Consider the following 26,526-nt stretch of genomic DNA (forward strand, 5'->3'; position numbering starts at 1 on the left):
ATGCTTACTCTATTACAACCGTTTATTCGTCTGCTTCTTCAATCCAACACATTTGAATGGCTTCTAACACTCTTTCACTGCAGTGGTTAGGATCATCATCAAAATCATCCAATGCTTGCACCCATTCACTAAGATCAGTAAAGCGAATTGTTTTGGGTTCAACATCAGGGTGCTGTTCACATAGCTCAATAGCAATATCGAGCGAATCAATCCATTTCAAGCTCATCGAAATACCCTCTTATATATTGACAGATATAATAATAACAACGCTGAGATGAAAAAAAAGGCTACCTAATGGTAACCTTTTTTATAATTAGTGCGCAGCCTCAGAGGCAAGATTTAGCGTATAGCGTGGAATTTCAACCACTAAATCTTCATCAGCGACTCGAGCCTGACAACCTAGACGTGATTCAGGCTCTAGCCCCCATGCTTTATCAAGCATGTCATCTTCTAGTTCATCACTTTCATTTAATGAATCAAAACCTTCACGAATCACAACGTGACACGTAGTACATGCACAAGACTTTTCACACGCATGTTCAATTCCAATACCATTACGTAGTGCAACATCAAGCACTGTCTCACCTGACTCAGCTTCTAATACTGCACCTTCAGGGCATAGCTCTTCGTGGGGAAGTACAACAATCTTAGGCATGCTTAAACCTCATCAATAGATTGGCCAGCCAATGCTTGACGAATAGACTTATCCATTCGACGAGAAGCAAATTCTTGGCTCGCTTTATCTGTTTTCTTAATTCCAGCTTCAATAGCGCGAGAATCTGATCCCTGACGCAATTGAACTAGTTCCATCATTACTGTTTCTAATTCGGCACGCTCTTGTGTGCTCAATAAGGTATCACCATCAGCGGCAAGTGCTGCGATTAACCCTTCTAAAACACGATCTGCTTCCACTTGCTGTTCTGCCAATGCACGTGCATCTTTATCATCTTGTGCATAGGTCATTGAATCACGAAGCATAGTCGCAATTTCATCTTCAGATAAGCCATACGATGGTTTAACTTGGATAGAAGACTGTACGCCACTACTCTTTTCCATTGCTGTTACTGACAATAAACCATCAGCATCAACTTGGTAAGTGACACGAATATGAGCAGCACCCGCAGCCATCGCAGGAATACCACGTAGGGTAAATCGTGCTAGTGAACGACAATCACTGACCATTTCACGCTCACCTTGTACAACGTGAACGGACATTGCCGTTTGACCATCTTTAAACGTGGTAAACTCTTGTGCACGAGCAACAGGAATCGTCGTATTACGAGGAATAATTTTCTCAATCATGCCTCCCATCGTTTCAATACCTAGTGACAGTGGGATCACATCAAGCAATAACATATCAGAATCAGGCTTATTGCCCACCAAAATGTCAGCTTGAATAGCAGCACCAATCGCAACAACTTTATCAGGATCGATAGAGGTTAACGGTGTTTTACCGAAGTAGTCGCCGACCATATTTCGAACCAATGGTACGCGTGTTGAACCACCAACCATCACTGTTTCAATGACTTCATCAGTGGTTATATCAGCATCTTTTAATGCACGGCGACACGCCATCAGTGTTTTTTTCACTAATGGTTGAATAAGTGCATCGAACTGCTCACGGCTAATCTGACCTTGCCAACCTAAGACATCAAGATCAACGCTATCAGCATCAGTCAACGCCACTTTTGCCGCTTGTGCCGTGTCTTGTAGCGCACGACGTTGCTGCGCTGTAAGTACCTCAGTATAACCCGCTTGTTCTAAGATCCACGTTGCTAACAAGTGATCAAAGTCATCACCACCTAATGCCGAATCACCGCCCGTCGCTAATACCTCAAATACACCTTTAGAAAGACGTAAAATAGAAATATCAAACGTACCACCACCTAAATCGTAGACAGCAATCACACCTTCTTGACCTGAATCTAAGCCATAGGCAATCGCGGCAGCTGTTGGCTCATTAAGTAAACGAAGCACATTAAGGTTAGCTAATTTCGCTGCATCTTTTGTGCCTGCACGTTGCGCATCATCAAAATAAGCAGGGACCGTAATCACCACACCTTCAAGATCACCACCCAGCGTATCAACCGCACGTTGACTTAATGATTTAAGAATTTCAGCAGATACCTGAACAGGGTTTACATTGCCACTACGCGTAATAAGCTGAGGTAATCCATTATCCGATGCTTCAAATTGGTATGGTAATTGCGGGTAACGTTGCTCAATATCAGCCAGTGAACGTCCCATTAGACGTTTAACTGATAAAATAGTATTGGTTGGATCTTGTTGAGCGAAAGCGCGGGCTGCATCACCGGTTAGGACTTCATTGTCACCGAAATGAACAACAGAAGGTAAAATCGCACGTCCCTCTGCATCATTTAATGTTTCTGCAACGCCACTGCGTACTGCAGCAACAAGTGAATTAGTTGTACCTAGATCTATACCCACCGCCAACTTGTGTTGATGCGGTGCAGCACTTTGACCCGGTTCAGCAATCTGTAACAGTGCCATTGTCATTCCTATCTAAATAACGCATGTGGATGATTAATCGAATAGCGACTCTTCAAGGCGCTCAACTTCATCACGCAATTTTACAATAAACTTTAATTTTCGTACGCCATCAGCCGCTTCGAGCCATTGTTCATTATTCAATAACTCAGCAAGTTGCGCCAATTGTTCTTTATACATCGCAGAAGCTTGCTGCTCAAAATCAAATAACGCACTTTCAGGATCGGATGAATCAGGAATCGCTTCTAATGCTTCGCGCAGTTCCATTTGCTGCATTAAAAAAGCCATATCTTGCAAGGTTTTTTGTTCACCACGAATATCTTCATCACGCTCAGCCAACATGTATTCGGCACGTGATACCGGATTTTTTAAGGTTTGAAATGCATCGTTAATTTGTGCAGCTTTTTGAACTGACAACAAACGATCACGTTCGGACGCTGTCGCATAATTATCAGGATGAAAGCGACGCTGTAATTCTCGAAACTGACTGGCAAGAAGGCTGTTATCCAATTCAAACTGAAAAGGTACCCCGAATAATTCGAAATGATTCATATTATGACCATTAATAAAAATTAAACCTGACGACTAACTCGCCAAAGACGATTAGCAGTCAGGTTCAACTGAAACACTAAAAACGTTTATACGTTGAAGCTTTCGCCACAACCACATTCGCTAGACACGTTAGGGTTGTTAAACTGAAAACCTTCATTTAGGCCTTCTTTGGCAAAATCTAGTTCAGTTCCATCAAGGTAAACTAAACTTTTTGCATCAACGATAATTTTAACGCCTTTTTCATCGAAGACCTGATCCCCTTCATCGAGTTCATCTACAAACTCAAGGATATAAGCCATTCCAGAACATCCTGAAGTGCGAACACCTAGTCGTAAACCAAGGCCTTTGCCACGATTGGCTAAAAAAGTCGATACGCGACTTGCTGCCGCTTCAGTGATAGTAATGGCCATACAACAAACCTCAGAAAGTTATTTTTGCTCGTGTTTCTTTTTATAATCGCTAACTGCCGCTTTAATTGCATCTTCTGCAAGAATTGAACAGTGAACTTTAACCGGCGGTAACTCAAGTTCTTCAGCAATTGCAGAGTTCTTGATTGATGCGGCTTCATCTAATGTTTTGCCTTTAACCCACTCAGTGATTAGTGAGCTAGAAGCAATTGCAGAACCACAACCGTAGGTTTTGAATTTTGCATCTTCGATAATGCCTTCTTCAGTTACTTTGATCTGAAGTTTCATTACATCGCCACATGCTGGTGCACCCACCATGCCGCTACCTACATTTTGATCATCTTTGTCAAATGAACCCACGTTACGCGGATTTTCATAATGATCGATGACTTTTTCACTATATGCCATGATAAATTTCCTCGAAAACAGTCTAGCCGCAGATTAGTGGTGCGCCCACTCAACTGTGTTTAAATCAATACCTTCTTTATGCATATCCCAAAGTGGCGACATTTCGCGTAGTTTATCTACGGCACCTTTAATTTGGGCTGCTGCATAATCAATTTCTTCTTCCGTCGTAAAACGACCAAATGAGAAACGAATAGAGCTATGTGCTAGTTCATCATTAAGACCTAATGCACGAAGTACATAAGAAGGTTCTAAACTTGCAGAGGTACACGCTGAACCTGATGATACAGCAAGATCTTTTAATGCCATTAACAGTGATTCGCCTTCCACAAAAGCAAAGCTAATGTTTAAGTTTTGGGGTACGCGTTGCTCTAAGTCACCGTTAATAGACATTTCTTCAATGCCTTCTAAACGCATTAACAAACGATCGCGTAATTTAACCGCGTGTTGATAATCTTGATCCATTTCCTCTTTCGCGATACGGAATGCTTCACCCATACCTACGATTTGATGCGTTGGTAATGTACCAGAACGGAAGCCGCGCTCATGACCACCACCATGCATTTGCGCTTCTAGGCGAATACGAGGCTTACGACGAACATATAGTGCGCCAATACCTTTAGGGCCATAAATTTTATGCGCTGAGAAAGAGATTAAATCAACTTTCATTGCTTGTACATCAATCGGTAATTTACCTGCTGACTGTGCTGCATCGACATGAAAAACTGTTTTGTTTTCACGGCAAAGTTCACCGATTGCTGCAATATCTTGAACCACACCAATTTCATTGTTCACGTGCATGATTGAAACTAGAACTGTGTCTTCACGCATAGCATCGCGTAGCTTAGCGAAATCAATCAAACCGTTAGATTCAGGCTCAAGGTACGTTACCTCAAAACCTTCACGCTCTAGCTGACGACATGGGTCAAGAACCGCTTTATGTTCAGTTTTACAGGTAATAATGTGCTTACCTTTTTTGTTATAAAAGTGTGCCGCACCTTTAATCGCTAAGTTATCAGATTCCGTTGCACCAGAGGTAAATACGATCTCACGAGGATCTGCATTTACTAAATCAGCGATATGTTCACGAGCAGTATCTACTGCTTCTTCTGCCTGCCAACCATAACGGTGAGAGCGTGATGCTGGGTTACCGAAGTTACCTTCCATAGTTAGGCACTGCATCATTTTCTCGGCAACGCGAGGATCTACAGGGCAAGTAGCGGAATAATCAAAATATATTGGCAGTTTCATTTTCTTCTCCGAAAACACGAACGTCTGGTCTCTAGGAGCGGACATCGACACCTATTGTGGCGCTGTCGTGTGATTTTTTATGTCCAAAAGATGCTTTGCTATTTCCTTGTAGGATTTCATCCTGACGATCAGAAATGCTTTGTACATCATTATCTTTCATCAACTCACCAAGAGTGATGTTATTTAAAAAGCCGCTAATGCGATCGCTTAGGTCATGCCATAACGTATGAGTTAAACAACGAGCACCACCTTGGCAGTCCCCTTTTCCATGACATTTGGTTGCATCAACTGATTCATCAACTGCAGCGATAACCATACCGACAGCAATATCAGATGCTTCTTCGCCTAAACGGTAACCACCGCCAGGACCACGTACACTGGTTACTAACCCTGCTTTGCGAAGACGCGAAAATAATTGTTCTAAGTAAGACAGCGATATTCCTTGGCGCTCTGAAATATCCGCTAATGGAACCGGTCCATTATGCGAGTGTAATGCAACATCTAACATTGCTGTTACCGCGTATCTTCCCTTTGAAGTCAACTTCATAACACTGCTACCTGCTTGAATATTTAAAGCAAGCTTCTCATAACCAACTAAAATGGTCAAGTATTTACCTGACTGTTTTAGTTGGTTATTAAACCATTAAGTTTAAGTGGTTATTTTTCAGTCTTTTCTAGTGTTTCTATCGTCTTTTCTACTGACGATAAAATACCGCGTAAAATATTCAACTCTTGCTGCTCTGGGCGAGCACGGGTGAATAAACGGCGTAATTTAGCCATCACTACACCTGGATGGTTTTTATTTATGAAGCGGGTTTGACGAGTGACTTTTTCGAGGTGCTCATAAAACATTTCAAGTTCTTGAGCGCGAGGATATTCTTCAACTTCCGTTTTACCCGTATACTTTTGAGAATCCAAATAAGCCATACGGACTTCATAACTTACTGTTTGTACAGCCATTGCTAAATTTAATGAGCTATATTCAGGATTTGCTGGAATATAGACATGGCAATGACACTTTTGTAATTCTTCATTAGTTAACCCTGTTCGCTCACGGCCAAAAAGAATAGCGACTGGATGCTGATTAGATTCAGCAACCACTTTGATGCCGTTCTCTCGTGGATCTAATTGTGGCCATTCAAGGGTACGAGAGCGTGCACTTGACCCAACAACAAAACCACAATCTGCAACCGCTTCATCTAATGTTTTTACAATTTTTGCGTTTTCGACAACATCAGCAGCACCTGCCGCCAATGCAATAGTGTGGCCGTCAATTTCACAGGCAGGATCAACTAATACCAAATTCGTCAATCCCATAACTTTCATTGCACGTGCAGCTGAACCGATATTACCTGGATGTGACGTACCAACAAGAACAACGCGAATTTTATCTAACATGATGAAGCAACATTCCAACAATTAACTAAAGCTGACAGATTTTAGCACAGCCATAATAAAAGTGGTGAAAACATGTGTTTTTGATAGCAGTAATTATCTATTGCTGCTATTCAATAATCAGATAACGATAATCAACACTATTTATTAGTAACTTATACGTATTACCTCGCAAAAGCGCACACTACAATCTGAACAATGTCGAAAAAATAACCACTTCCTTTTTTTTTTAGCTCTGTTATACTCGCCGCCGCTTTTTAGTTCTTTAACATCCGTTGGGAAGATCCTATGCATCCGATGCTTAATATTGCCATTCGCGCTGTGCGAAAGGCTGGTGACCATGTCATTAAATCTCTAGAAAAGCCTCAATCTATTGAGGTTGCTAATAAAGGTAATGATGTTGTTACCAATATCGATCATGAAGCTGAAGCTATCATCATCGAAACTATCCTTAAGGCTTACCCTGATCACTGCATCATTGCAGCTGAATCTGGTAACAAAGAAGGACGTGACAAAGAGTGTCAATGGATTATCGACCCAGTGGATGGCACCATGAACTTCGTTCGCGGTTACCCTCACTTTGCAGTATCAGTTGCACTACGTATGCGTGGTCGCACTGAAGTTGCTGCTGTTTACGATCCTGTACGTAACGAATTATTCACTGCAACTCGCGGTGCAGGTGCTCAGCTTAACAGCCAGCGTATCCGTTCATCACAACCTCGTGATCTAACAGGAACTGTTTTAGCAACGGGTCTTCCTTTTGCCGCTAAACAGCATGCAGAAAGCTACCTAAAAATCCAAAATGCATTATTTGCAGACTGTGATGACATGCGTCAATCAGGCTCTACTGCATTGGATCTTTGCTACTTAGCGGCTGGCCGTGTTGACGGTGTATTCAAGTTAGGCCAAAAGCCTTGGGAACTTGCTGCAGGCGAACTAATCGCTCGCGAATCTGGTGCTATCTGTGCTGACTTTACTGGTAACACTAACTACCTAACATCTGGCAACATTGTTGCTGGTAATGCGCGTGTAGTTAAGCCAATGCTTGCAAAAATCCGTGAATTCGGTAGTGACGCATTAGCAAAATAATCCACTGATTATCCAGTAAGATTACAAAACGCCCTGCTGTTATACAGCAGGGCGTTTTTTTATAACAATATTATAATTAAATAATGTCATAATTAAACAGCGTACATTGCAATCACTGTAAAGCACTATATACCAAGTAGATATGAAAAAGACATTATCACTGCATCAACTTTCTAAAACTGTCTATCCTGAGCAGCTAGAATAAAAATATAAAAAAAGGACCGCAAGCGGTCCTTTCTCATTCATAACTTATACCAACTGATTATGGTATTGCATCAAGCTCTTCACCTTCTTTTTCTACTGGCGTTGGCATTAAATGCTCACGGGTAATACCCAATTTAAGCGCTAATGCTGACGCAACGTAAATAGAAGAATAAGTACCAATCGTGATACCAATCAGAAGTGCTAATGCAAATCCATGGATCATTGATCCGCCTTGAGCAAATAGCGCAATGACAACAAACAAGGTTGTACCGGATGTAATTAAGGTACGGCTTAATGTTTGCGAAATTGAACAATTCATTATTTCAGCAGGACTTCCTTTACGCATTTTGCGGAAGTTTTCACGAATACGGTCAAATACAACAATAGTATCGTTAAGTGAGTAACCAACTACTGTTAGTAATGCCGCAACAATCGTTAGATCAACCTCTACTTGTAGCACAGAGAAAATACCAACAGTAATGATGATATCGTGTGCTAACGACAACACAGCACCTGCCGCTAAACGCCACTCAAAACGCAGTGATACGTAAAGTAAGATACACAACAAAGCGATTAAAATAGCCATGCCGCCGGCTTCTGCTAGTTCATCACCAACATTAGGACCGACAAACTCAATACGGCGCATTTCAACCGACTGTGCAGTACCGTCTTTTAGTGCATCAAGGATTTGGTTACCAAGTACTTCGCCTTTAACACCTTCTCGAGGCTGCAAACGCACCATCACATCACGCGCAGTACCGAAGTTTTGCACAACGGCATCACCAAAACCCGCTTTCTCTAATGATTCACGTATTAAGGGTAAATTAGCAGGCTCTTTGAAGCTAACTTCGATCAGCGTTCCGCCAGTAAAATCTAAGCCCCAATTTAGACCTTTGGTCGAGATAGTGGCAATCGATCCCATGATCATTATCAATGAAAAGATAAAGGCAAACTTTGACCAACGCATAAAGTCGACGACTTTGTTCGCATTCAATAACTCTCTCATCTCTGCGACTCCTTAAATCGACAACTTATCTACGCGTTTACCGCCATAGATCAAGTTAACAACGGCACGTGTACCAATAATTGCGGTGAACATCGACGTTAAAATACCAATCGATAATGTCACGGCAAAACCTTTAATTGCGCCCGTACCCACAGCAAACAAAATAATTGCTGTAATTAAGGTTGTGATGTTTGCATCTGCAATCGTGCTAAACGCATTTCCATAGCCTTGTTGAATTGCTTGTTGTGGACTACGTCCTTCACGAAGCTCTTCTCGAATACGTTCAAAAATAAGCACGTTGGCATCAACCGCCATACCGACAGTCAGTACGATACCAGCAATACCTGGTAAGGTCATGGTAGCCCCCGGGATCATCGACATAATGCCGATAATAAGCACTAAGTTCATTATCAATGCTAAGTTAGCAATCATGCCAAACCCACGGTAGTAAAGCAGCGTAAATAGCATTACCGCAACCATACCCCAGATACATGCTTGTACACCCATATCGATGTTTTGCTGACCCATTGATGGACCAATCGTACGCTCTTCAACTATCGATATTGGCGCAATCAATGCACCTGCTCGTAATAATAATGATAAGTTGTGTGCTTCAGCTTGAGAGTCGATACCTGTAATACGGAAGCTTCGGCCAAGTGCAGATTGAATCGTTGCTTGGTTTATAACTTCTTCGTGTTTAGTCAGGATAACTTTCCCTTCAGGCGTTCGCTTACCACTGTCTTTATATTCAGTGAAAACCGTTGCCATCAACTTACCGATATTATTTTTCGAGAAAGCTGTCATCTTGCTACCACCTTCGGTATCTAGCGAGATGTTAACTTGTGGACGACCATATTCATCCGCACTCGAACTTGAATCCGTAATATGAGAGCCCGCAAGAATGACACGTTTTTTTAGTACCGCAGGGCGGCCATCACGGGTCATTTTTACTTCACTGCCAGCCGGTACTCGTCCAGCCGCAGCCGCAGCTAAATCAGCATTATTATCAACTTCACGGAATTCAAGCGTTGCTGTCGCACCTAAAATTTCTTTTGCACGAGCCGTATCTTGAACCCCCGGTAGCTCTACCACTATACGGTTTGCGCCTTGGCGCTGTACTAATGGCTCAGCAACACCGAGTTCATTTACACGATTACGTAAAATGGTGATGTTTTGATCGACAGCATAATTACGGATTTCCTGTAAACGTTCTTCAGTAAACTTCGCCGTTAATACATAACGACCATTGATTTTACTGGTTGTGAACAGCATATCAGGATGCAATTTTTCTAACGCGAGTTCAGCTTGTTCCAATTGCGCTTCATCACGAAGACGAACTTGAACACTGTCTTTTGTTTTACTGATTGCACGGTAACGAATTTTTTCTTCACGAAGCTCAGTACGGAATGTTTCTTCTTGTTGACCAAGAAGTTTATCCATAGCCGCATCCATATCCACTTCCATTAAGAAATGAACACCACCACGTAAATCGAGACCCAATTTCATTGGTGATGCACCAATAGATTCAAGCCAAGAAGGAGTGGAAGCTGCAAGGTTTAGTGCGACAACATAATCATTACCTAACTCACTATTTAAGATATCGCGAGCACTGATTTGGGTATCAGTATCATTAAAGCGGACAAGCACTGAACCTTTTTCAAAAACAGCTGACTTGTATGGGATATTGTTCTTTTTTAAATCTTCGGTGACAGTATCCAAAGCACTCATATTAACCGAGGCGCCACGCGCCCCGGTAATTTGAATCGCTGGATCTTCACCGTATACGTTAGGAAGTGCATAAAGCAAACCAATGATAAGCGCAAACAACACCATCAGGTTCTTCCACAGGGGGTATCGGTTAAGCACTGCTATGATCCTTCAAAGCGAATGTTTTTATATTAAAGCGACTTCATTGTGCCTTTTGGTAAAACAGCCGTAATGAAATCTTTTTTAATTGTTACTTCCGTATTGTCGTTAAGTGCTAGAACAATGTAATCACTTTCAGCAGAAACTTTAGTAATACGGCCTAATAGACCACCGTTCGTCATTACTTCATCACCTTTGCCCATCGAGCTCATTAGCGCTTTGTGCTCTTTCACACGCTTAGCTTGTGGACGATAAATCATGAAGTAAAAAATAACAGCAAATAAACCAAGCATAATAAATAGCTGCATGCTTCCGCCCTGAGGGGCACCTTCTGCTGCTGCGTGTGCTTGTGAGATAAAGAAACTCATTTATAACGTCCTCGTTTTAAACATTTTGTAATGGTGGAACTTCACGGTCGCGACGCGCGTAGAACTCTTCTACAAACGCATCGAAACGATCTTCTTCAATTGATTTACGAATACTTGCCATTAGGCGTTGGTAGTAACGTAAATTATGAATTGTATTTAAGCGTGCACCTAAGATTTCATTACATTTATCTAGATGGTACAAATACGCTTTAGAGTAATTTTTACAAGTGTAACAGTCACAATGCGGATCTAAAGGCGTTGTGTCTGTTTTATGTTTCGCATTACGGATCTTGATCACACCACCAGTCACAAATAGGTGACCATTACGGGCATTACGTGTTGGCATTACGCAATCGAACATATCAATACCGCGACGAACACCTTCCACTAAATCTTCAGGTTTACCTACACCCATAAGGTAGCGAGGCTTATCTTCTGGCAGTTGTGGACACGTGTGCTCAAGAATACGGTGCATGTCTTCTTTAGGCTCACCGACCGCTAAACCGCCTACTGCATAACCGTCAAAACCAATTTTGGTTAGACCTTCAACAGAAACATCACGAAGATCTTCGTATACACCACCTTGAACAATACCAAACAGTGCATTTGGATTTTCTTGCTTATCAAAATGATTACGGCTGCGCTGTGCCCAACGTAGTGACATTTCCATCGACTTTTTCGCTTCGTCGTGTGTCGCTGGATATGGCGTACACTCGTCAAAAATCATTACGATATCAGAACCAAGATCTTTTTGAATTTCCATCGACTTTTCAGCGTCCATGAAAATCTTGTCACCATTAACAGGGTTACGGAAGTGAACCCCCTCTTCAGTGATTTTACGTAAAGAGCCAAGGCTAAATACTTGGAAACCGCCTGAATCGGTAAGGATCGGACCTTGCCATTGCATAAAGTCATGTAAATCACCATGTAACTTCATCACTTCTTGACCAGGACGTAACCATAGGTGGAACGTGTTACCCAGTAAGATTTGAGCACCCGTATCTTTAACTTCTTCAGGTGTCATACCTTTAACAGTACCGTAAGTACCTACTGGCATAAACGCAGGTGTTTCTACCGTACCACGTTCAAACTGCAAACGACCGCGACGAGCACGACCTTGCGTTTTATCTAATTCAAATTTCACAAAACCTCCAAAAGCCAGAGAAACAATCTGACGTATTTCCCATTACAGGACCTAGCCCCACAGGCAAACGCCTGATCAGCCACAAAAAACAATCACAATATATAGATATATGATTGCCGACTGCACCTTAACTCATCAAACCATATTGGCAATGACAACCTAAAGCGTAGCGGAAGAACGTAACGTTGTGGCTGGCTTAATATCATAGAATTTATACTATGCTACAGACACAACAAAGGCTGCAATTGTAACAAAAAGCAGCCTCAACCTTTTCTTGGTAAAAATGTATACCTATTAAGCCTTATACATCTTTACGAGTGATAAACATTGAATCGCCATAACTAAAGAAGCGGTATTTATTTGCTACTGCTTCATGATAGGCATTCATGGTGTTTTCATAACCCGCAAAAGCACTAACTAACATAATTAATGTTGATTCTGGTAAGTGGAAATTAGTAATCAACACATCCACGAGTTGGAACTGATAACCCGGGTAAATAAAGATCTCAGTATCACCAAAAAATGGCTTAAATTCAGTACCATTTTTTAGGGCATCTTGTGCGGCACTTTCTAATGAACGTACAGATGTTGTCCCCACAGCAATAATTCGTCCGCCATTTGCACGCGTCTCGTTAACAGCAGTAACAACCTCTTCAGGAACTTCCACATATTCAGAATGCATATGGTGATCATTGATATCATCAACACGCACAGGCTGGAACGTACCAGCACCGACATGCAGAGTGACAAAAGCAAAATTAACACCTTTTGCTTTTAGATCCGCCATTAGCTTATCGTCAAAGTGTAAGCCTGCTGTTGGTGCAGCTACCGCACCAGGCTTGGCATTATATACTGTTTGGTAGCGCTCTTTATCAGCATCTTCATCTGGGCGATCAATATAAGGAGGCAACGGCATATGACCCACTGCATCTAAGATCTCCAGCACTGTTTTATCGCTATTAAAACGAATTTCAAACAATGCATCATGACGGGCAACCATTTCAGCTGAAAACTCACCATTTTCACCCAATAATAATTCATTACCTGGTTTCGGCGGCTTAGAGGCACGAACATGCGCTAAAATAGATTTGTCATCAAGCATACGCTCAACTAAAACTTCAATTTTACCACCTGAAGCTTTATGTCCAAACATACGCGCAGGGATCACACGAGTATTATTAAATACAAGTAAATCACCAGCTTGTACAAGATCTAGCACATCTTTAAAACCTTTATGTGCCAATTCACCCGTATTGCCCGTCATTTGTAATAAACGACTCGCGGTACGTTCAGGTTGAGGATAACGAGCAATCAGCTCATCTGGTAAGTCAAAATCAAAATCTGAAACTTGCATTGTATTACGCCCTAAATCACAGCAAGCGGGCATTATATACTTAACTTCCCTTAAGATGCGAAACCCAACTGTAATTTAGATCTCGTAATATGAGAATTTCTTTCATATCGTCTGATATCAGACACTCATCCCACCAAGGAATAAAGACCACAAATATTATATTGAAATATTTGATATTCATCATGCGTGCAAACAACGTATTCCGATATATTGAAAAAAGATCAGCGAATAGAACCACCGTTCGCGATTTTTTGCAGTATTGCATGGAGGTTTATATGTTTACCGTTGCCGATATGATGACACCCCAACCGCGTACTTTGTCACGTAATGATACGTTGCTTGATGCGAAAGAAATGATGGATACTTTATCTATTCGCCATATACCGATCACCAACCACAACAATGAACTTATCGGGTTAGTAAGCCAGCGCGATATTTTGTCAGCCCAAGATTCCAATCTAAAATCAATTATTGAAAATCCACTGTCTTCCCCACTTGATGTTTTAATTGAACAAGGCATGAAAACAAAAATAATGAGTGTGGATTATCGTGCAGGATTAAAAGAAGCAGCACTTTATATGCAAAAGCATAAAATAGGTTGCTTACCCGTACTAAAAAATAAAAAATTAGTGGGTATTATTATAGATAGTGATTTTGTATCAATTGCAATTTCACTGCTAGAAATGCAAGAAGAAGTCGATCCTATTGAGCCTGATTTAGATACCCTTGATATTCTTGATTAATAAAAAAGGGGAGCATCACTGCTCCCCGATGATAACGTAATTAACAAGTACTGGTATTATATGCGGCTTAATACATGAGTACTGTTGATAACAACACTGCTAGGATAGTCACTACTATAAACACGTTATCTTAAAACTGTTTTTAGGTTTACTTAAATTGCTCTTCTTCTGTAGACCCCGTCAATGCGGTCACTGAAGAATTCCCCCCTTGAATCGTATTGGTCATGGTATCAAAGTACCCTGTTCCCACTTCTTGCTGGTGAGCAACAAAGGTATAACCTTTATCGGCTGCTTCAAATTCAGGGCGCTGAACTTTTTCAACGTAATGGCGCATACCTTCACCTTGCGCATAAGCATGGGCTAATTCAAACATGTTGAACCACATATTATGAATACCCGCTAATGTAATGAACTGGTATTTATAGCCCATGTCGGAAAGTTCTTGCTGGAATTTAGCAATGGTTTCAGCATCAAGGTTTTTCTCCCAGTTAAAAGAAGGTGAACAGTTATAAGCCAGGAGTTGATCTGGGTATTGTTCATGAATGGCTTCTGCAAACTTACGTGCTTCTTCTAAGCATGGTGTTGCTGTTTCACACCAAATTAAATCAGCGTAAGGCGCATACGCTAAGCCACGAGCAATGGCCTGATCAATCCCTGCACGAACACGATAAAAACCTTCTGCGCTACGCTCTCCAATAATGAAATCTTTATCATACGGATCGCAATCGGACGTTAATAAATCTGCTGCATTGGCATCGGTACGAGCAATCACTAAAGTCGTGGTTCCCGCCACGTCAGCCGCAAGACGAGCTGCAACTAACTTTTGTACCGCTTCTTGTGTCGGTACTAATACCTTGCCGCCCATATGACCACATTTTTTTACCGATGCTAATTGGTCTTCAAAGTGAACACCAGCCGCCCCTGCTTCAATCATGCTACGCATTAATTCATACGCATTTAATACGCCACCAAATCCGGCTTCTGCATCAGCAACAATAGGTAAAAAGTAATCAACGCCATCTTCAGGGTTACCACCATTCGCCCACTGAATTTGATCTGCGCGACGGAATGAATTATTGATACGTTTAACAACCGCAGGTACTGAATCGACAGGATAGAGAGATTGATCAGGATACATGGTCGACGCAGTATTATTATCAGCCGCAACCTGCCAACCTGATAAATAAATCGCTTCAATCCCGGCTTTTGCTTGTTGTACTGCCTGACCGCCAGTTAAAGCGCCAAGACAATTTACATAGCCTTTTTTGGCATCACCATTCACTAATTGCCATAATTTATCTGCGCCACGCTGGGCAATCGTATTTGCAGGTGCAAATGAGCCGCGCAGGTTAATGACTTCTTCCGCAGTATAGGTACGTTTAACATGTTTCCAACGTGGGTTTTCTACCCAGTCTTTTTCAATTGCTTCGATTTGCTGTTGGCGTGTTAATGTCATAATGGTTATCCCTCGTCTCTGTCCGCATTAATCCGTTGGTATGATGGTCAATTGATATTACGTTCTAAGGTGGTTCTATTACTGCTTACCCTCAACTACCGCGGATCCTCAGTTTTACTCAAACGCGACTGCGTTTAATTCAAATATTCATAGCCATGAAGGATTAAGAAATTATCTAACTCTTCACTTATCGTTAGTTTTGCCATTAATGCTGCAGCTTCATCAAATCGCCCTTGCTTAAAGCGCTCATCACCGAGCTCAGCTTCTACAACTCGCATTTCTTCTATTAGCATTTGCTCAAATAAAGCTTTAGTTACGACTTTACCGTTTGATAATGCTTTACCATGTTTAATCCATTGCCATATTGAAGCTCGCGATATTTCAGCTGTTGCTGCATCTTCCATTAAGCCATAGATAGGTACACAGCCATTGCCGGAGATCCAAGCTTCAATATATTGCACCGCAACACGAATGTTATGACGCATCCCCTCTTCTGTACGCTCACCATCACACGGCGCTAATAACTCATCAGCAGTAATGGGTGCATCGCCGTCTCGGGTAATATCTAATTGATTTTTACGATCACCCAGTACCTGATCAAAGACTCCACAAGCGGTGTCAGCCAAACCTGGATGTGCAACCCATGTACCGTCATGACCATTACTCGCTTCCAGTGCTTTATCTGTTTGAATTTTATTAAGCACCCATGCTTGACGCTCTGCTTCTTTAGATGGAATAAAAGCGGCCATGCCTCCCATCGCAAATGCGCCACGACGGTGGCAGGTTTTCACCAGCAAACGTGAATAAGCATTAAGGAACGGTTTTTCCATGGTTACAACTTGGCGATCAGGCAAAATACGATCGGGATACTGGCGAAGGGTTTTAATGTAGCTAAAGATATAATCCCAACGACCGCAATTAAGCCCAACAATATGTTCTTTCAAACTAAAAAGGATTTCATCCATTTCAAACACGGCAGGTAAAGTTTCAATAAGTACCGTTGCTTTAATTGTTCCGCGCATTAAACCGAACTCATCTTCGGTGTAGCTAAACACATCACTCCACCATGCGGCTTCACGATAAGCCTGTAGTTTTGGTAGGTAGAAATAAGGACCACTGCCTTTGGCTAGTAATGCTTTTTGATTCAGGAAAAAGTATAAGGCAAAGTCTAATAGCGCCCCAGGAATGGGCTTTCCATTCCATAGCACATGTTTTTCAGGAAGGTGTAGCCCTCTCACACGGCAAATTAATACTGCAGGATCCTCAGCAAGTTGATAATGTTTACCAGTGTTGGGATTGGTATAGCTAATCGTACCATTCACCGCATCCCGCAGATTACGCTGACCTTCAATAACTTCATTCCATGCCGGCGCGAAGGAATCCTCAAAGTCAGCCATAAACACTTTCACATTGGCGTTAAGTGCATTAATAACCATTTTACGATCCACAGGGCCTGTTATTTCAACTCGTCGGTCTTGCAAATCTGCTGGAATATTCTGAATCTTCCACTCTGCTTGTCGAATAGACTCTGTTTCAGGGTTGAAGTCAGGTAATTGCCCTTTATCTATCAGGCATTGACGACGTTCTCTATCTTCTAGCAACAATGGAACACGTTCAGCAAAACGATCCACTAAACGTTCTAAGAAAAGCAACGCGTCATCAGTTAGGATTTCACGCTGAGTTTCTGTTAACGGTTGCTGTAATGATAATTTCATTTGGTAATTAGATTGAACCGCAGTATCTGCCATAACGCCCCATCCTTGTAACTTAATCACTACTTTTATCAATAAGCCTCAAGAGCTTTTTAATGTTATTTACTTCTTAACTTTCCCTTTACGTTGCCGCAACATATAACAAAAAGCAAATTTCACCTTTTCCAACCAAAATCACAATAAAACAACAAAACCCTTCAAAAACAAAAAGTTAAAAAAATTAGAGTAAAAAGTCAAAACACTGAATTAAAACAAAAGTCAGTAAATAACTCGGAATCAACAACTTGTTTTAATAATGATATTTTTTGTATGTAGTTACGTAATTTTATTACACAACGAGGAAGTTAGAATTTATTGATAATATTTGTTTTAAACAAAAATAATTTTATCAAGGGAAGGTAATTATCTGATTTAATATATTTTAAAAGTAATTATTAAGACTGTAGTTAAACAAAGGAGGAATATACTGATAAATATCACTATTCTTTGTTTGTGACGCAAAACAAAATAATCCATCAAAACAGCAACTTAAACCCATCACAACAAAAAGATTAAAATGCCGTTTAATTGAGAGTTTTCAATATTTTAATCCAAATTAATGATTTTTTATTATGACGACAAAGTTAAATAAAAAAAGCCTGAAAAATACCACTTATTATCATTTCAAATAATAACGGCACCCATTCAGACTTCTCTAATATAGTGATAATTTACTTATAATAAGGTTTCAACGAGAGAGGCAAGCTTTTCAAAGGTATTAACCCTACTAGACGTTGGTCGCCAAACTAATCCTATTTCACGAAATGCCGCTTGGCCTGGTGGCTCAATCACCACCAGATTCTGGTTATCTAAGATACCGTGCTCAATTGCCATTTGGGGAATAAATGTCGTTCCTAATCCATTGGCTACCATCTGAACCAAGGTATGCAAGCTAGTTGCAGTGAATGGATTAATTTTTTCTTTCGTTGTTAGCTTACACGCAGAAACAGCATGCTCAGTTAAACAATGCTCTTTTTCTAGTAAGAAGACGGATTCATCAGGTAAATCTGCATAACGTAACGGTACAGAGACACGTTCAGCTTGGTTTTTACTGATCACCATTTTAAATGCATCACGCCCAACCACTTTACTGTGCATACCGTTAATCTCAATCGGTAGTGCAAGGATCAGAACATCCATTTCACCATTGCGTAGAGCTGTAAGTAAATTCGTGGTCGTATCTTCTCGTAAGAGTAAGTTAAGGTTGGGATAGCGTCGATTAACCTCCTGCACCAAATCACACAATAGAAAAGGCGCTATCGTTGGAATACATCCCACACGAAGAGGACCTTCCATACCATCACCGGCAGAATGGGACAATTCAATTAAATCTTGGCTGCGTGCCAGTAACTCACGGGAACGCACCACAACCTCATCCCCCATACTGGTAAAAACAAGGGATTTATTATCACGCTCAATAAGTTGGCAACTCAATAAATCTTCTAAATTCTGGATCCCCGAACTAAGTGTCGACTGGCTCACAAAACACTTTTTTGCCGCTTCGCCAAAGTGCCGGGTTTCCGATAGAGTAACTAGGTAATGCAATTGTTTTAACGAGGGAAACTTATTCATCGTATTTTTCGATTACTTCAATCTGTTTATTCCGCTTTTTTCAATTTAACAGTTTGGCTATAGTTTGTCTCGTCCAAGTATGGAGCTAACCACCGAAGGTTAGCAAAACCCAATATTTCAGGAGCACCAAAATGGTACTAGTAGGTCGTCAAGCACCAGATTTTACTGCTGCAGCTGTTCTAGGTAACGGCGAAATCGTTGATAACTTCAACTTTGCAGAGTTCACTAAAGGTAAAAAAGCGGTAGTTTTCTTCTATCCACTAGACTTCACATTCGTATGTCCATCTGAGCTGATCGCTTTTGACAAGCGTTTCGAAGATTTCCAAGCGAAAGGTGTTGAAGTAATTGGTGTTTCTATCGATTCTCAATTCTCTCACAATGCATGGCGTAACACTGCTGTTGAAGACGGCGGTATCGGTCAAGTTAAGTACCCACTAGTTGCTGACGTTAAGCATGAAATTTGTAAAGCTTACGACGTTGAGCACCCAGAAGCAGGCGTTGCTTTCCGTGGTTCTTTCCTAATCGACGAAGATGGCCTTGTACGTCACCAAGTGGTTAACGATCTACCTCTAGGCCGTAACATCGACGAAATGCTACGTATGGTTGACGCATTAAACTTCCACCAAAAACACGGTGAAGTATGTCCAGCACAGTGGGAAGAAGGTAAAGCAGGTATGGACGCATCACCAAAAGGTGTAGCAGACTACCTATCTGAGCACACTGCAGACCTAGGTAAGAAATAATTATCTAATAACACCATGCTCACGGTGTTATTTCTGACAATCAGCTAAACATAAAGCTACAGTCAGCTCAAAGATAAGAAATATAATGAGGCCTGGATTATACCAGGCCCTTTTTTTATCTGTAATTTACAACCAATCGCACATTATATCCCGTCTTTGTTCGCTCCTACCTTGCCAATCCTCTACACTGCAATACACGCTTTTTATTTCATTAAAAATTATGTCTATTCAACTTGAAGTTTGTATCGATAATCTTGAATCACTCCACTATGCCCAACAAGGTGGCGCAACACGTATCGAGTTGTGTTCCTCTCTCGCACTAGGCGGGTTAACGCCAAGTGCTGGTTTTATGCACTTAGCCGCAAAACAAGCACACATTCCGGTTTACGCCATGATCAGACCACGCCAAGGTGACTTTTTATTTAGTGGTGACGATATTGAGATCATGCTTGCCGACATTCATGCAGCCCATCAAGCAGGATTACAAGGAATCGTCATTGGCGCACTCACAGAACAAAGCCTTATCGATAGCACAACCGTTGCGAGCTTAATAAAACAAGCGAAAGGCTTAGGGGTGACTTTTCATCGAGCCATCGATCAATGTGTCGATCCTTTTGCAGCATTAGATACCATTATGAGCTGCGGCTGCGAGCGCGTACTGACATCTGGGCTTGAAGCTACCGCACCTGAAGGCGCCGCTATGATCAAAAAAATGGTTCGCTATTGTGGTGATAGGCTCAGTATTATGGCAGGTGCTGGCGTCACACCAGATAATGTTCAAACCTTAGTTGCTGAGACGGGAATAAAAGAAGTGCATCTTTCTGGTAAAACAACGCGCCCCAGTAAAATATTAAATCACACTTCTAGTGCACATATGGGCAACGCCATCTTTGATGATTTTCAAATCCCAGTGACAAGTATTGATACGATCAAAAGTGTCAAATCTAAGCTGAGAAGAGAATAAGCCGGTAAATGAACACAACTAAAAAGAGCGCTAAGTTTCTAAATCAAGCTCAGCGCCCTTATTACAGATTCATGTATCCCGAGTATTATAGGAAGTTAGTAATATCTTCTGGGTTAGTGTGGCGAATATCTTTACCTTGCACGAAATAGATAATGTATTCACAAATATTTTGGCAACGATCCCCCACACGTTCAATAGAGCGCGCCGCCCACATCACCTTCATCACACTAGGAATAGAATCGGGATCCTCTTTCATGTAAGTCATCAGTTGACGAATAATTGCTTCATATTCTCGATCAATTCGATCATCCGTTTGATAAACATCAATCGCGGCTTTAACATCCATACGGGCGAAAGCATCTAGCACTTCATGTAGCATGCGTACTGCATTTTGACCTAAAGATTCTAACGATGCTAACAAGTTATATTGCTTATTAGTAAAATTCCCTAGTGCGACTTTAGCAATACTTTCCGCCACGTCACCAATACGTTCTAAATCGGTAATGGTTTTTATAATTGCGATAACAAGACGTAAGTCACTGGCTGTCGGTTGGCGTTTAGCAATAATACGCGTACACGCCTCATCGATTGCGACTTCCATTGCATTAACTTTGCGATCATCTTGGATCACGCGTTTCGCCAAATCTTCTTCTTGTTTATGCAGTGCTTTTAAGGCATCTGCCAACTGCTGTTCAACTAAGCCGCCCATCGCTAAAACATGGGTACGAATACTTTCTAATTCATGATTGAACTGACCAGAAATATGTCGACCAAGGCTAATGTTATTTAACATGATGGTGTGTCCTTAACCATAACGTCCTGTAATATAATCTTCAGTACGTTTTTCTCTTGGGGTGGTGAAAATATCATTGGTGCTCGAGTATTCCACCAGCTCTCCCATATAGATAAAAGCTGTTTGATCTGACACCCGTGCTGCTTGCTGCATGTTATGTGTCACGATAATCACGGTATATTTGGTTTTTAGATCATTGATCAACTCTTCAATCGTTAAGGTTGATATTGGATCCAGCGCTGATGTTGGCTCATCAAGTAGTAATATCTCAGGTTCAATAGCAATCGCACGCGCAATCACTAAACGCTGCTGTTGGCCTCCTGATAAACCAAACGCATTTTCATGCAACCTGTCTTTTACTTCATCCCATAACGCTGCCGAACGCAATGAACTTTCAACCGCATCATCTAAAATACGTCGATCACTGATCCCTTGTAGACGTAAACCATAAACCACATTTTCATATATGGATTTAGGAAAAGGATTCGGGCGTTGAAACACCATTCCTACACGACGACGTAATGACGCAACATCCACTTTTGTATCGTAGATATTTTGTCCATGTAGCATAATTTTACCATCGACATGGCAGCCTTCAATCAAATCGTTCATTCGGTTAATACAACTTAATAACGTTGATTTACCACAACCTGAAGGGCCGATAAATGCAGTAACCTGACCTTTAGGAATACGCATATTGATATTATACAAAGCTTGCGTTTTACCATAGTGTAGGTTCAAACCTTCAATCGATAATGCCGTTTGCTCATCGGGTAACGAAGAGAGATCGACGGGTTCAAATAAACCTATTGATGGTGAAGCAGAATACATAATGTTCTCTCTGTTTATAATCGACTATTCATCGCACTACGTTTGCTCACAATTCTAATGAGCGAAATTTTTCACGCAGATGATTACGGATCCCAATTGCGGTTAAATTCAAACTTACAATCACCGTCACTAATAAAAATGACGTCGCATAAACCAAGGGCCTTGCCGCTTCAACATTCGGGCTTTGGAACGCAACATCATAAATATGATACCCCAAATGCATAAACTTACGATCAAGGTGAACAAAAGGAAAATGAACATCAACGGGTAATGTTGGTGCCATTTTTACGACCCCAACTAACATCAACGGCGCCACTTCACCCGCCGCCCTTGCGACCGCTAAAATCAACCCCGTCATAATGGCAGGGCTTGCCATAGGAAGCACGATACGCCATAAGGTTTCCGCTTGAGTTGCACCTAGTGCCAAAGAGCCATTTCGCACTGAACTCGGTATTCGCGATAAACCTTCTTCTGTTGAAACAATAACAACCGGTAATGTCATGATCGCCAATGTTAATGCCGACCATAAAATCCCAGGGGTGCCAAATGTGGGTGTTGGCAATTGAGCAGAGAAAAAGACATCATCAATTGTCCCCCCTACCATGTACACAAAAAAGCCTAACCCAAACACCCCATAAACAATAGACGGTACACCCGCAAGGTTAATCACCGCAATACGTATGATCCTTGTAAAGTTATTATTCCCTGCATATTCATGAAGATAAATTGCTGCTAATACGCCTAATGGCGTCACCATGACACTCATTAGCAACACCATAAATACTGTACCAAAGATTGCCGGAAATACACCGCCTTCGGTATTAGCTTCACGGGGCGCTTCGGTTAAAAATTTATAAACCTGTTTCCCCCAATGCTGAAACTTTTCAATGAAGGTTAATTTATTGGGATACCACATATCTAGTACTTGAGACATCGATAAGGTGATCGTTTTACCTTGGCTATCTCGAAGTAATAAACTGGCACTATCTAGTTGAGACTGTAATGAAAACAAACGATTTTCAATGTTTTTATAAATCGTTTTATAGTTCAGTTCCTCACGTTCAATCCGTGCTTTTTCGTCAGACGTTAATTTATCTTTTAAAGCTAATTGACGCTTTTCTAAACGTAGCTTTTCTAAATGCCAATTCGTATCTGCAATTTCGATCTGTTGTAGTTTCTTTAATTCAGTTCTAATTGCAGAAGCTTCACTTAACGCGATAGGTAAATAGTCCATGCTATTACGCACACCATTTGCCATGATTGCGATAGGATAGCCATAAAACTTACCATTCGTTTCTCGATCGACAACAGCAATGTTTTTCGCTATTTCTTGATGTTTTATTTGGCTTTTTAATACCGTAAAAAAGTCGGTGCCCACTCGTTCACGATTACCAATTTTGATGAGATAACGCATCTCAACCGGACCAGGCATATGAGAAACATCAACCCCAGCTTCACGCAACTGCTGCAACGGGATCGCTTTACTGTCATACAACTCACCAATCACGGTTTGGTGTTTACCTGCAATATCAATATCGAATTGATAAACAGGTGAAGGCCAAAAGTAGCTTAAGCCTTTATAACCAATAAGTAATAATAATCCTAAAACAGCAACAAGGCTTAGGCTAACCGCACCCGCAGTTACCCAAATCCAAGGAGAGCCAGATTTAAACCATTTAATCATGATCACCTCCCTCTCTTATAGTGAACTGTATTTTTCACGTAAACGTTGCCTCACAACCTCAGCGATTGTATTGAATACAAAGGTAAAGACGAACAATACAAACGCCGCTAAAAACAATACGCGATAATGCGAACTTGCCACTTCCGATTCAGGCATTTCAATCGCAATGGTTGCAGCCAATGTTCTTAAGCCCTGTAATAAATTCCAATCCATAACAGGGGTATTCCCCGTCGCCATCAATACAATCATCGTTTCTCCAACAGCTCGACCTAGCCCCATCATTACCGCCGAGAAAATACCTGGGCTTGCTGTTAGCAAAACCACTTTGGTTAAGGTTTGCCATTGCGTCGCACCCAATGCCAAAGAACCTTTCGTTAAATGGCTAGGGACAGAGAACACTGCATCTTCTGCAATCGTGAAAATAGTGGGGATCACCGCAAACCCCATTGCGATACCAACAATTAACGCATTACGTTGATCGTAACCAATACCATAATGATGAGATAAATAACTTTGTAAATCGCTGCCAAATAGCCACTGAGACAACCAAGGACTAACAGCAAAACAGCCATAACCTATCAAGACGATCATCGGGATCAAAATAGCGATGTGAAAACCATGAGGGATACGTGAACGCCATTGCCCAGGTAACATTGACCAAATCAAACCAATTACAATCATGCTTATCGGTAATGTAATAAAGCTTAATGCAACCCCAGTCAGATTCTGATCAACGATAGGTGCAAGCCAAATTCCAGCTAAAAAACCTAAGATCACCGTCGGTAAAGCTTCCATTAATTCAATCGTTGGCTTGATTAATCGACGCACTTTAGAGGACATAAAGTAAGCGGTATAAATCGCCCCCGCCAGTGCCAACGGTATCGCAAATAACATCGAAAAAAACGCAGCTTTCAATGTGCCAAAAATAATCGGCACCAAGCTTAATTTGGGTTCAAACTCGTCACTTGCTGACGTTGATTGCCAAACATAATCAGGCTCAGGATATCCCTCGTACCACACTTCTTGCCACAGTGATGAAATACCAATATCCGGATGGGAATTATTCACTTTATAGGTTTGCCACTTACCATTATCTAGCGTGAGCAACATATTCGCTTTTGGTGATATAGCGATATCTTGAGGGACAGTCTCAAATACCTGATCTTGATAAATCACATCACGCTCAGAGGTATAATAAGCCGATACTCGACCATCTTGTTGAATAACAAAAAAGCCTTTGCGGTAATACTCAGGGACGATTTTCACAATAGGGCTAGAAGAAAAAAGGAAATCTCGCACCTTCACTAATTGACGTTTCCCCTCTTTGACCACTTCAAACCATTGGGTGATCGTATTATTAGAGTTTGTTACTAATAAGGAATTCGCCCCTGATAATAAATTAATCCGCTCAGGCGTTACTGTTTTATCATTAGAGAGTTTCGTTGTTTGTCTCAATACCGCGTGCTGATGTTGAAGAGAATAAGTAAAGAGTGTTTTACCACTTAAAACATAAAGTGTTTTACCGTCAGGCGTTAATACAAGCTGCTCAACACTCGCAGGTACATCATCAATATTAAATTGAAATTGGTGCCATGTTTTATCATCTGCTGCGCTCATTTCTGAATGAGAGAACCTAACCACAGAGAGTTTATCTTGGTTAGTATAAGCGGCTAAAATAATAGTGTTATCACGCCCTGATATGGCTAATTTATCAATAATATCTTGTTTGGCAACGATAGATAATGACGCTTTTCCAACAGGGTAATCAATAACCGGAAATAGCTGCTTTTTGTTTTGATCAAACGTGAAATTAAAATCAGCTTTCACTATTTTTACTTGGCCACCCGCCAATGCATAGGCGACCAATCCATCCCGCGGCAAACTGGTTGCAACGGCAGTAGGATCATTAACAAGTGTCTGTTGTTTAATCACCTGTCCTGATGCTGGCGGTGGTGATAGTCGGATAAAATCTACCTGACCTTCCGTGGTAAAACGATAAGCTAAGGTATTACTATCATCAATGCCTACTCGCGCAGTGTGCCCCGGCAAGGTTAATGAGAACTGGGAGGTTGGTTTAACCGAAACAGAAGAGAAAATAGGAACAATAACGTAGAGTAAATAGAAAAAAATCAGTACCAAGGTTACAAGTACAAAAATACCGCCAGCCGTCACACCTAAACGCGCTAACTTATCTTTCATTCGACGAAGATGATTTTCTCCCATTAAAAACGAACTGGCGTGTGCCATTATTACCTCAAACCTATTTATACGGACTAAAGTGTATTTCTATTACATGACACTTTTATTACAGGTGATATTACTCAAAATCACATAGTGCACAAATTTATAAATCAGAACTGAAAGAGAATGTCATTAACAATCAATAAATCATGACAACTTACGCATTTACTCATTTATGTCCATTCCAACCATAGACAGC

General features: G+C 41.2%; 25 protein-coding genes. 4 read left to right on the plus strand and 21 right to left on the minus strand.

The features are described 5' to 3' along the window. Window positions 1-22: 22 nt before the first annotated feature. The 9 genes from iscX to trmJ form a co-directional block, all read right to left on the minus strand. Complete coding sequence (gene iscX / locus C9J46_RS11155) at window positions 23-226, minus strand: Fe-S cluster assembly protein IscX (protein WP_107290895.1); 204 nt, start codon at window positions 224-226, stop codon at window positions 23-25. 87 nt (window positions 227-313) lie between these two features. Continuing rightward, complete coding sequence (gene fdx, locus C9J46_RS11160) at window positions 314-655, minus strand: ISC system 2Fe-2S type ferredoxin (protein ID WP_005369292.1); 342 nt, start codon at window positions 653-655, stop codon at window positions 314-316. Between the two features lie 2 nt (window positions 656-657). Next, window positions 658-2,511, minus strand: a complete 1,854-nt coding sequence (gene hscA / locus C9J46_RS11165; protein WP_107290896.1) for a Fe-S protein assembly chaperone HscA — start codon at window positions 2,509-2,511, stop codon at window positions 658-660. A 33-nt stretch (window positions 2,512-2,544) separates the two neighbouring features. Continuing rightward, window positions 2,545-3,060 carry a co-chaperone HscB gene (gene hscB / locus C9J46_RS11170; RefSeq protein ID WP_107290897.1) on the minus strand — a complete coding sequence of 172 codons (516 nt, stop codon included), beginning with the start codon at window positions 3,058-3,060 and terminating at the stop codon, window positions 2,545-2,547. A gap of 86 nt (window positions 3,061-3,146) precedes the next feature. Further along, the gene (gene iscA / locus C9J46_RS11175) at window positions 3,147-3,470 is read right to left on the minus strand and encodes an iron-sulfur cluster assembly protein IscA (protein WP_005369297.1); all 324 of its coding nucleotides are present in this window, start codon (window positions 3,468-3,470) and stop codon (window positions 3,147-3,149) included. Between the two features lie 18 nt (window positions 3,471-3,488). Beyond that, window positions 3,489-3,875 carry a Fe-S cluster assembly scaffold IscU gene (gene iscU / locus C9J46_RS11180; RefSeq protein ID WP_006646316.1) on the minus strand — a complete coding sequence of 129 codons (387 nt, stop codon included), beginning with the start codon at window positions 3,873-3,875 and terminating at the stop codon, window positions 3,489-3,491. 33 nt (window positions 3,876-3,908) lie between these two features. Beyond that, window positions 3,909-5,123 (minus strand): IscS subfamily cysteine desulfurase, encoded by a 1,215-nt coding sequence (locus C9J46_RS11185; protein WP_107290898.1) that lies wholly within the window; start codon window positions 5,121-5,123, stop codon window positions 3,909-3,911. Between the two features lie 31 nt (window positions 5,124-5,154). Next, on the minus strand, window positions 5,155-5,670 hold the full coding sequence (iscR, locus tag C9J46_RS11190) for a Fe-S cluster assembly transcriptional regulator IscR (RefSeq protein ID WP_107206458.1): 516 nt from the start codon (window positions 5,668-5,670) through the stop codon (window positions 5,155-5,157). 110 nt (window positions 5,671-5,780) lie between these two features. After that, window positions 5,781-6,521, minus strand: coding sequence for a tRNA (cytosine(32)/uridine(32)-2'-O)-methyltransferase TrmJ (gene trmJ, locus C9J46_RS11195; RefSeq protein ID WP_107205978.1), 741 nt, complete (start codon window positions 6,519-6,521; stop codon window positions 5,781-5,783). A gap of 285 nt (window positions 6,522-6,806) precedes the next feature. Here trmJ and suhB point away from each other — a divergent pair, with 285 nt between their 5' ends. Continuing rightward, window positions 6,807-7,607, plus strand: a complete 801-nt coding sequence (gene suhB, locus C9J46_RS11200) for an inositol-1-monophosphatase (protein WP_107205977.1) — start codon at window positions 6,807-6,809, stop codon at window positions 7,605-7,607. A gap of 262 nt (window positions 7,608-7,869) precedes the next feature. Here suhB and secF read toward each other — a convergent pair whose 3' ends face one another. The 5 genes from secF to queA form a co-directional block, all read right to left on the minus strand. Continuing rightward, window positions 7,870-8,817, minus strand: coding sequence for a protein translocase subunit SecF (secF, locus tag C9J46_RS11205; protein ID WP_045084286.1), 948 nt, complete (start codon window positions 8,815-8,817; stop codon window positions 7,870-7,872). A 12-nt stretch (window positions 8,818-8,829) separates the two neighbouring features. Further along, a complete protein-coding gene (gene secD / locus C9J46_RS11210; protein ID WP_107290899.1) occupies window positions 8,830-10,683 on the minus strand; it encodes a protein translocase subunit SecD in 1,854 nt (617 codons plus the stop codon). A 32-nt stretch (window positions 10,684-10,715) separates the two neighbouring features. After that, window positions 10,716-11,051 (minus strand): preprotein translocase subunit YajC, encoded by a 336-nt coding sequence (yajC, locus tag C9J46_RS11215; RefSeq protein ID WP_107205975.1) that lies wholly within the window; start codon window positions 11,049-11,051, stop codon window positions 10,716-10,718. 16 nt (window positions 11,052-11,067) lie between these two features. Next, complete coding sequence (gene tgt, locus C9J46_RS11220) at window positions 11,068-12,195, minus strand: tRNA guanosine(34) transglycosylase Tgt (RefSeq protein WP_005369317.1); 1,128 nt, start codon at window positions 12,193-12,195, stop codon at window positions 11,068-11,070. Window positions 12,196-12,496: 301 nt separating this feature from the next. Next, window positions 12,497-13,549 carry a tRNA preQ1(34) S-adenosylmethionine ribosyltransferase-isomerase QueA gene (gene queA, locus C9J46_RS11225; RefSeq protein ID WP_005369318.1) on the minus strand — a complete coding sequence of 351 codons (1,053 nt, stop codon included), beginning with the start codon at window positions 13,547-13,549 and terminating at the stop codon, window positions 12,497-12,499. A 275-nt stretch (window positions 13,550-13,824) separates the two neighbouring features. Between queA and C9J46_RS11230 the strand changes: the two genes are divergently transcribed. After that, complete coding sequence (locus tag C9J46_RS11230) at window positions 13,825-14,292, plus strand: CBS domain-containing protein (protein ID WP_107290900.1); 468 nt, start codon at window positions 13,825-13,827, stop codon at window positions 14,290-14,292. A gap of 148 nt (window positions 14,293-14,440) precedes the next feature. Here C9J46_RS11230 and aceA read toward each other — a convergent pair whose 3' ends face one another. The 3 genes from aceA to C9J46_RS11245 form a co-directional block, all read right to left on the minus strand. Further along, the gene (aceA, locus tag C9J46_RS11235) at window positions 14,441-15,748 is read right to left on the minus strand and encodes an isocitrate lyase (RefSeq protein WP_107290901.1); all 1,308 of its coding nucleotides are present in this window, start codon (window positions 15,746-15,748) and stop codon (window positions 14,441-14,443) included. A 134-nt stretch (window positions 15,749-15,882) separates the two neighbouring features. After that, window positions 15,883-17,496 carry a malate synthase A gene (aceB, locus tag C9J46_RS11240; RefSeq protein WP_107290902.1) on the minus strand — a complete coding sequence of 538 codons (1,614 nt, stop codon included), beginning with the start codon at window positions 17,494-17,496 and terminating at the stop codon, window positions 15,883-15,885. A 678-nt stretch (window positions 17,497-18,174) separates the two neighbouring features. Beyond that, a complete protein-coding gene (locus C9J46_RS11245; RefSeq protein ID WP_107247366.1) occupies window positions 18,175-19,071 on the minus strand; it encodes a hydrogen peroxide-inducible genes activator in 897 nt (298 codons plus the stop codon). Between the two features lie 131 nt (window positions 19,072-19,202). On the opposite strand from C9J46_RS11245, the gene C9J46_RS11250 reads away from it, so the two are divergent. Both C9J46_RS11250 and C9J46_RS11255 read left to right on the plus strand, forming a co-directional pair. After that, window positions 19,203-19,814 (plus strand): peroxiredoxin C, encoded by a 612-nt coding sequence (locus C9J46_RS11250; protein WP_045084291.1) that lies wholly within the window; start codon window positions 19,203-19,205, stop codon window positions 19,812-19,814. Between the two features lie 220 nt (window positions 19,815-20,034). After that, window positions 20,035-20,778 carry a copper homeostasis protein CutC gene (locus tag C9J46_RS11255; protein ID WP_107205971.1) on the plus strand — a complete coding sequence of 248 codons (744 nt, stop codon included), beginning with the start codon at window positions 20,035-20,037 and terminating at the stop codon, window positions 20,776-20,778. An 85-nt stretch (window positions 20,779-20,863) separates the two neighbouring features. On the opposite strand, the gene phoU is transcribed toward C9J46_RS11255, so the two are convergent. From phoU to C9J46_RS11275, 4 genes are read right to left on the minus strand one after another with little or no spacing between them, the layout of a single operon-like run. Further along, window positions 20,864-21,571 carry a phosphate signaling complex protein PhoU gene (phoU, locus tag C9J46_RS11260; RefSeq protein WP_006646297.1) on the minus strand — a complete coding sequence of 236 codons (708 nt, stop codon included), beginning with the start codon at window positions 21,569-21,571 and terminating at the stop codon, window positions 20,864-20,866. A 12-nt stretch (window positions 21,572-21,583) separates the two neighbouring features. Beyond that, the gene (pstB, locus tag C9J46_RS11265; protein WP_107205970.1) at window positions 21,584-22,402 is read right to left on the minus strand and encodes a phosphate ABC transporter ATP-binding protein PstB; all 819 of its coding nucleotides are present in this window, start codon (window positions 22,400-22,402) and stop codon (window positions 21,584-21,586) included. A 46-nt stretch (window positions 22,403-22,448) separates the two neighbouring features. After that, the gene (gene pstA, locus C9J46_RS11270) at window positions 22,449-24,086 is read right to left on the minus strand and encodes a phosphate ABC transporter permease PstA (RefSeq protein WP_107205969.1); all 1,638 of its coding nucleotides are present in this window, start codon (window positions 24,084-24,086) and stop codon (window positions 22,449-22,451) included. A gap of 15 nt (window positions 24,087-24,101) precedes the next feature. After that, window positions 24,102-26,333 (minus strand): ABC transporter permease subunit, encoded by a 2,232-nt coding sequence (locus C9J46_RS11275; RefSeq protein WP_107260012.1) that lies wholly within the window; start codon window positions 26,331-26,333, stop codon window positions 24,102-24,104. Window positions 26,334-26,526 lie beyond the last annotated feature (193 nt).

This window comes from Photobacterium sp. GB-36, from assembly GCF_003026135.1.
GTDB lineage: Bacteria > Pseudomonadota > Gammaproteobacteria > Enterobacterales > Vibrionaceae > Photobacterium.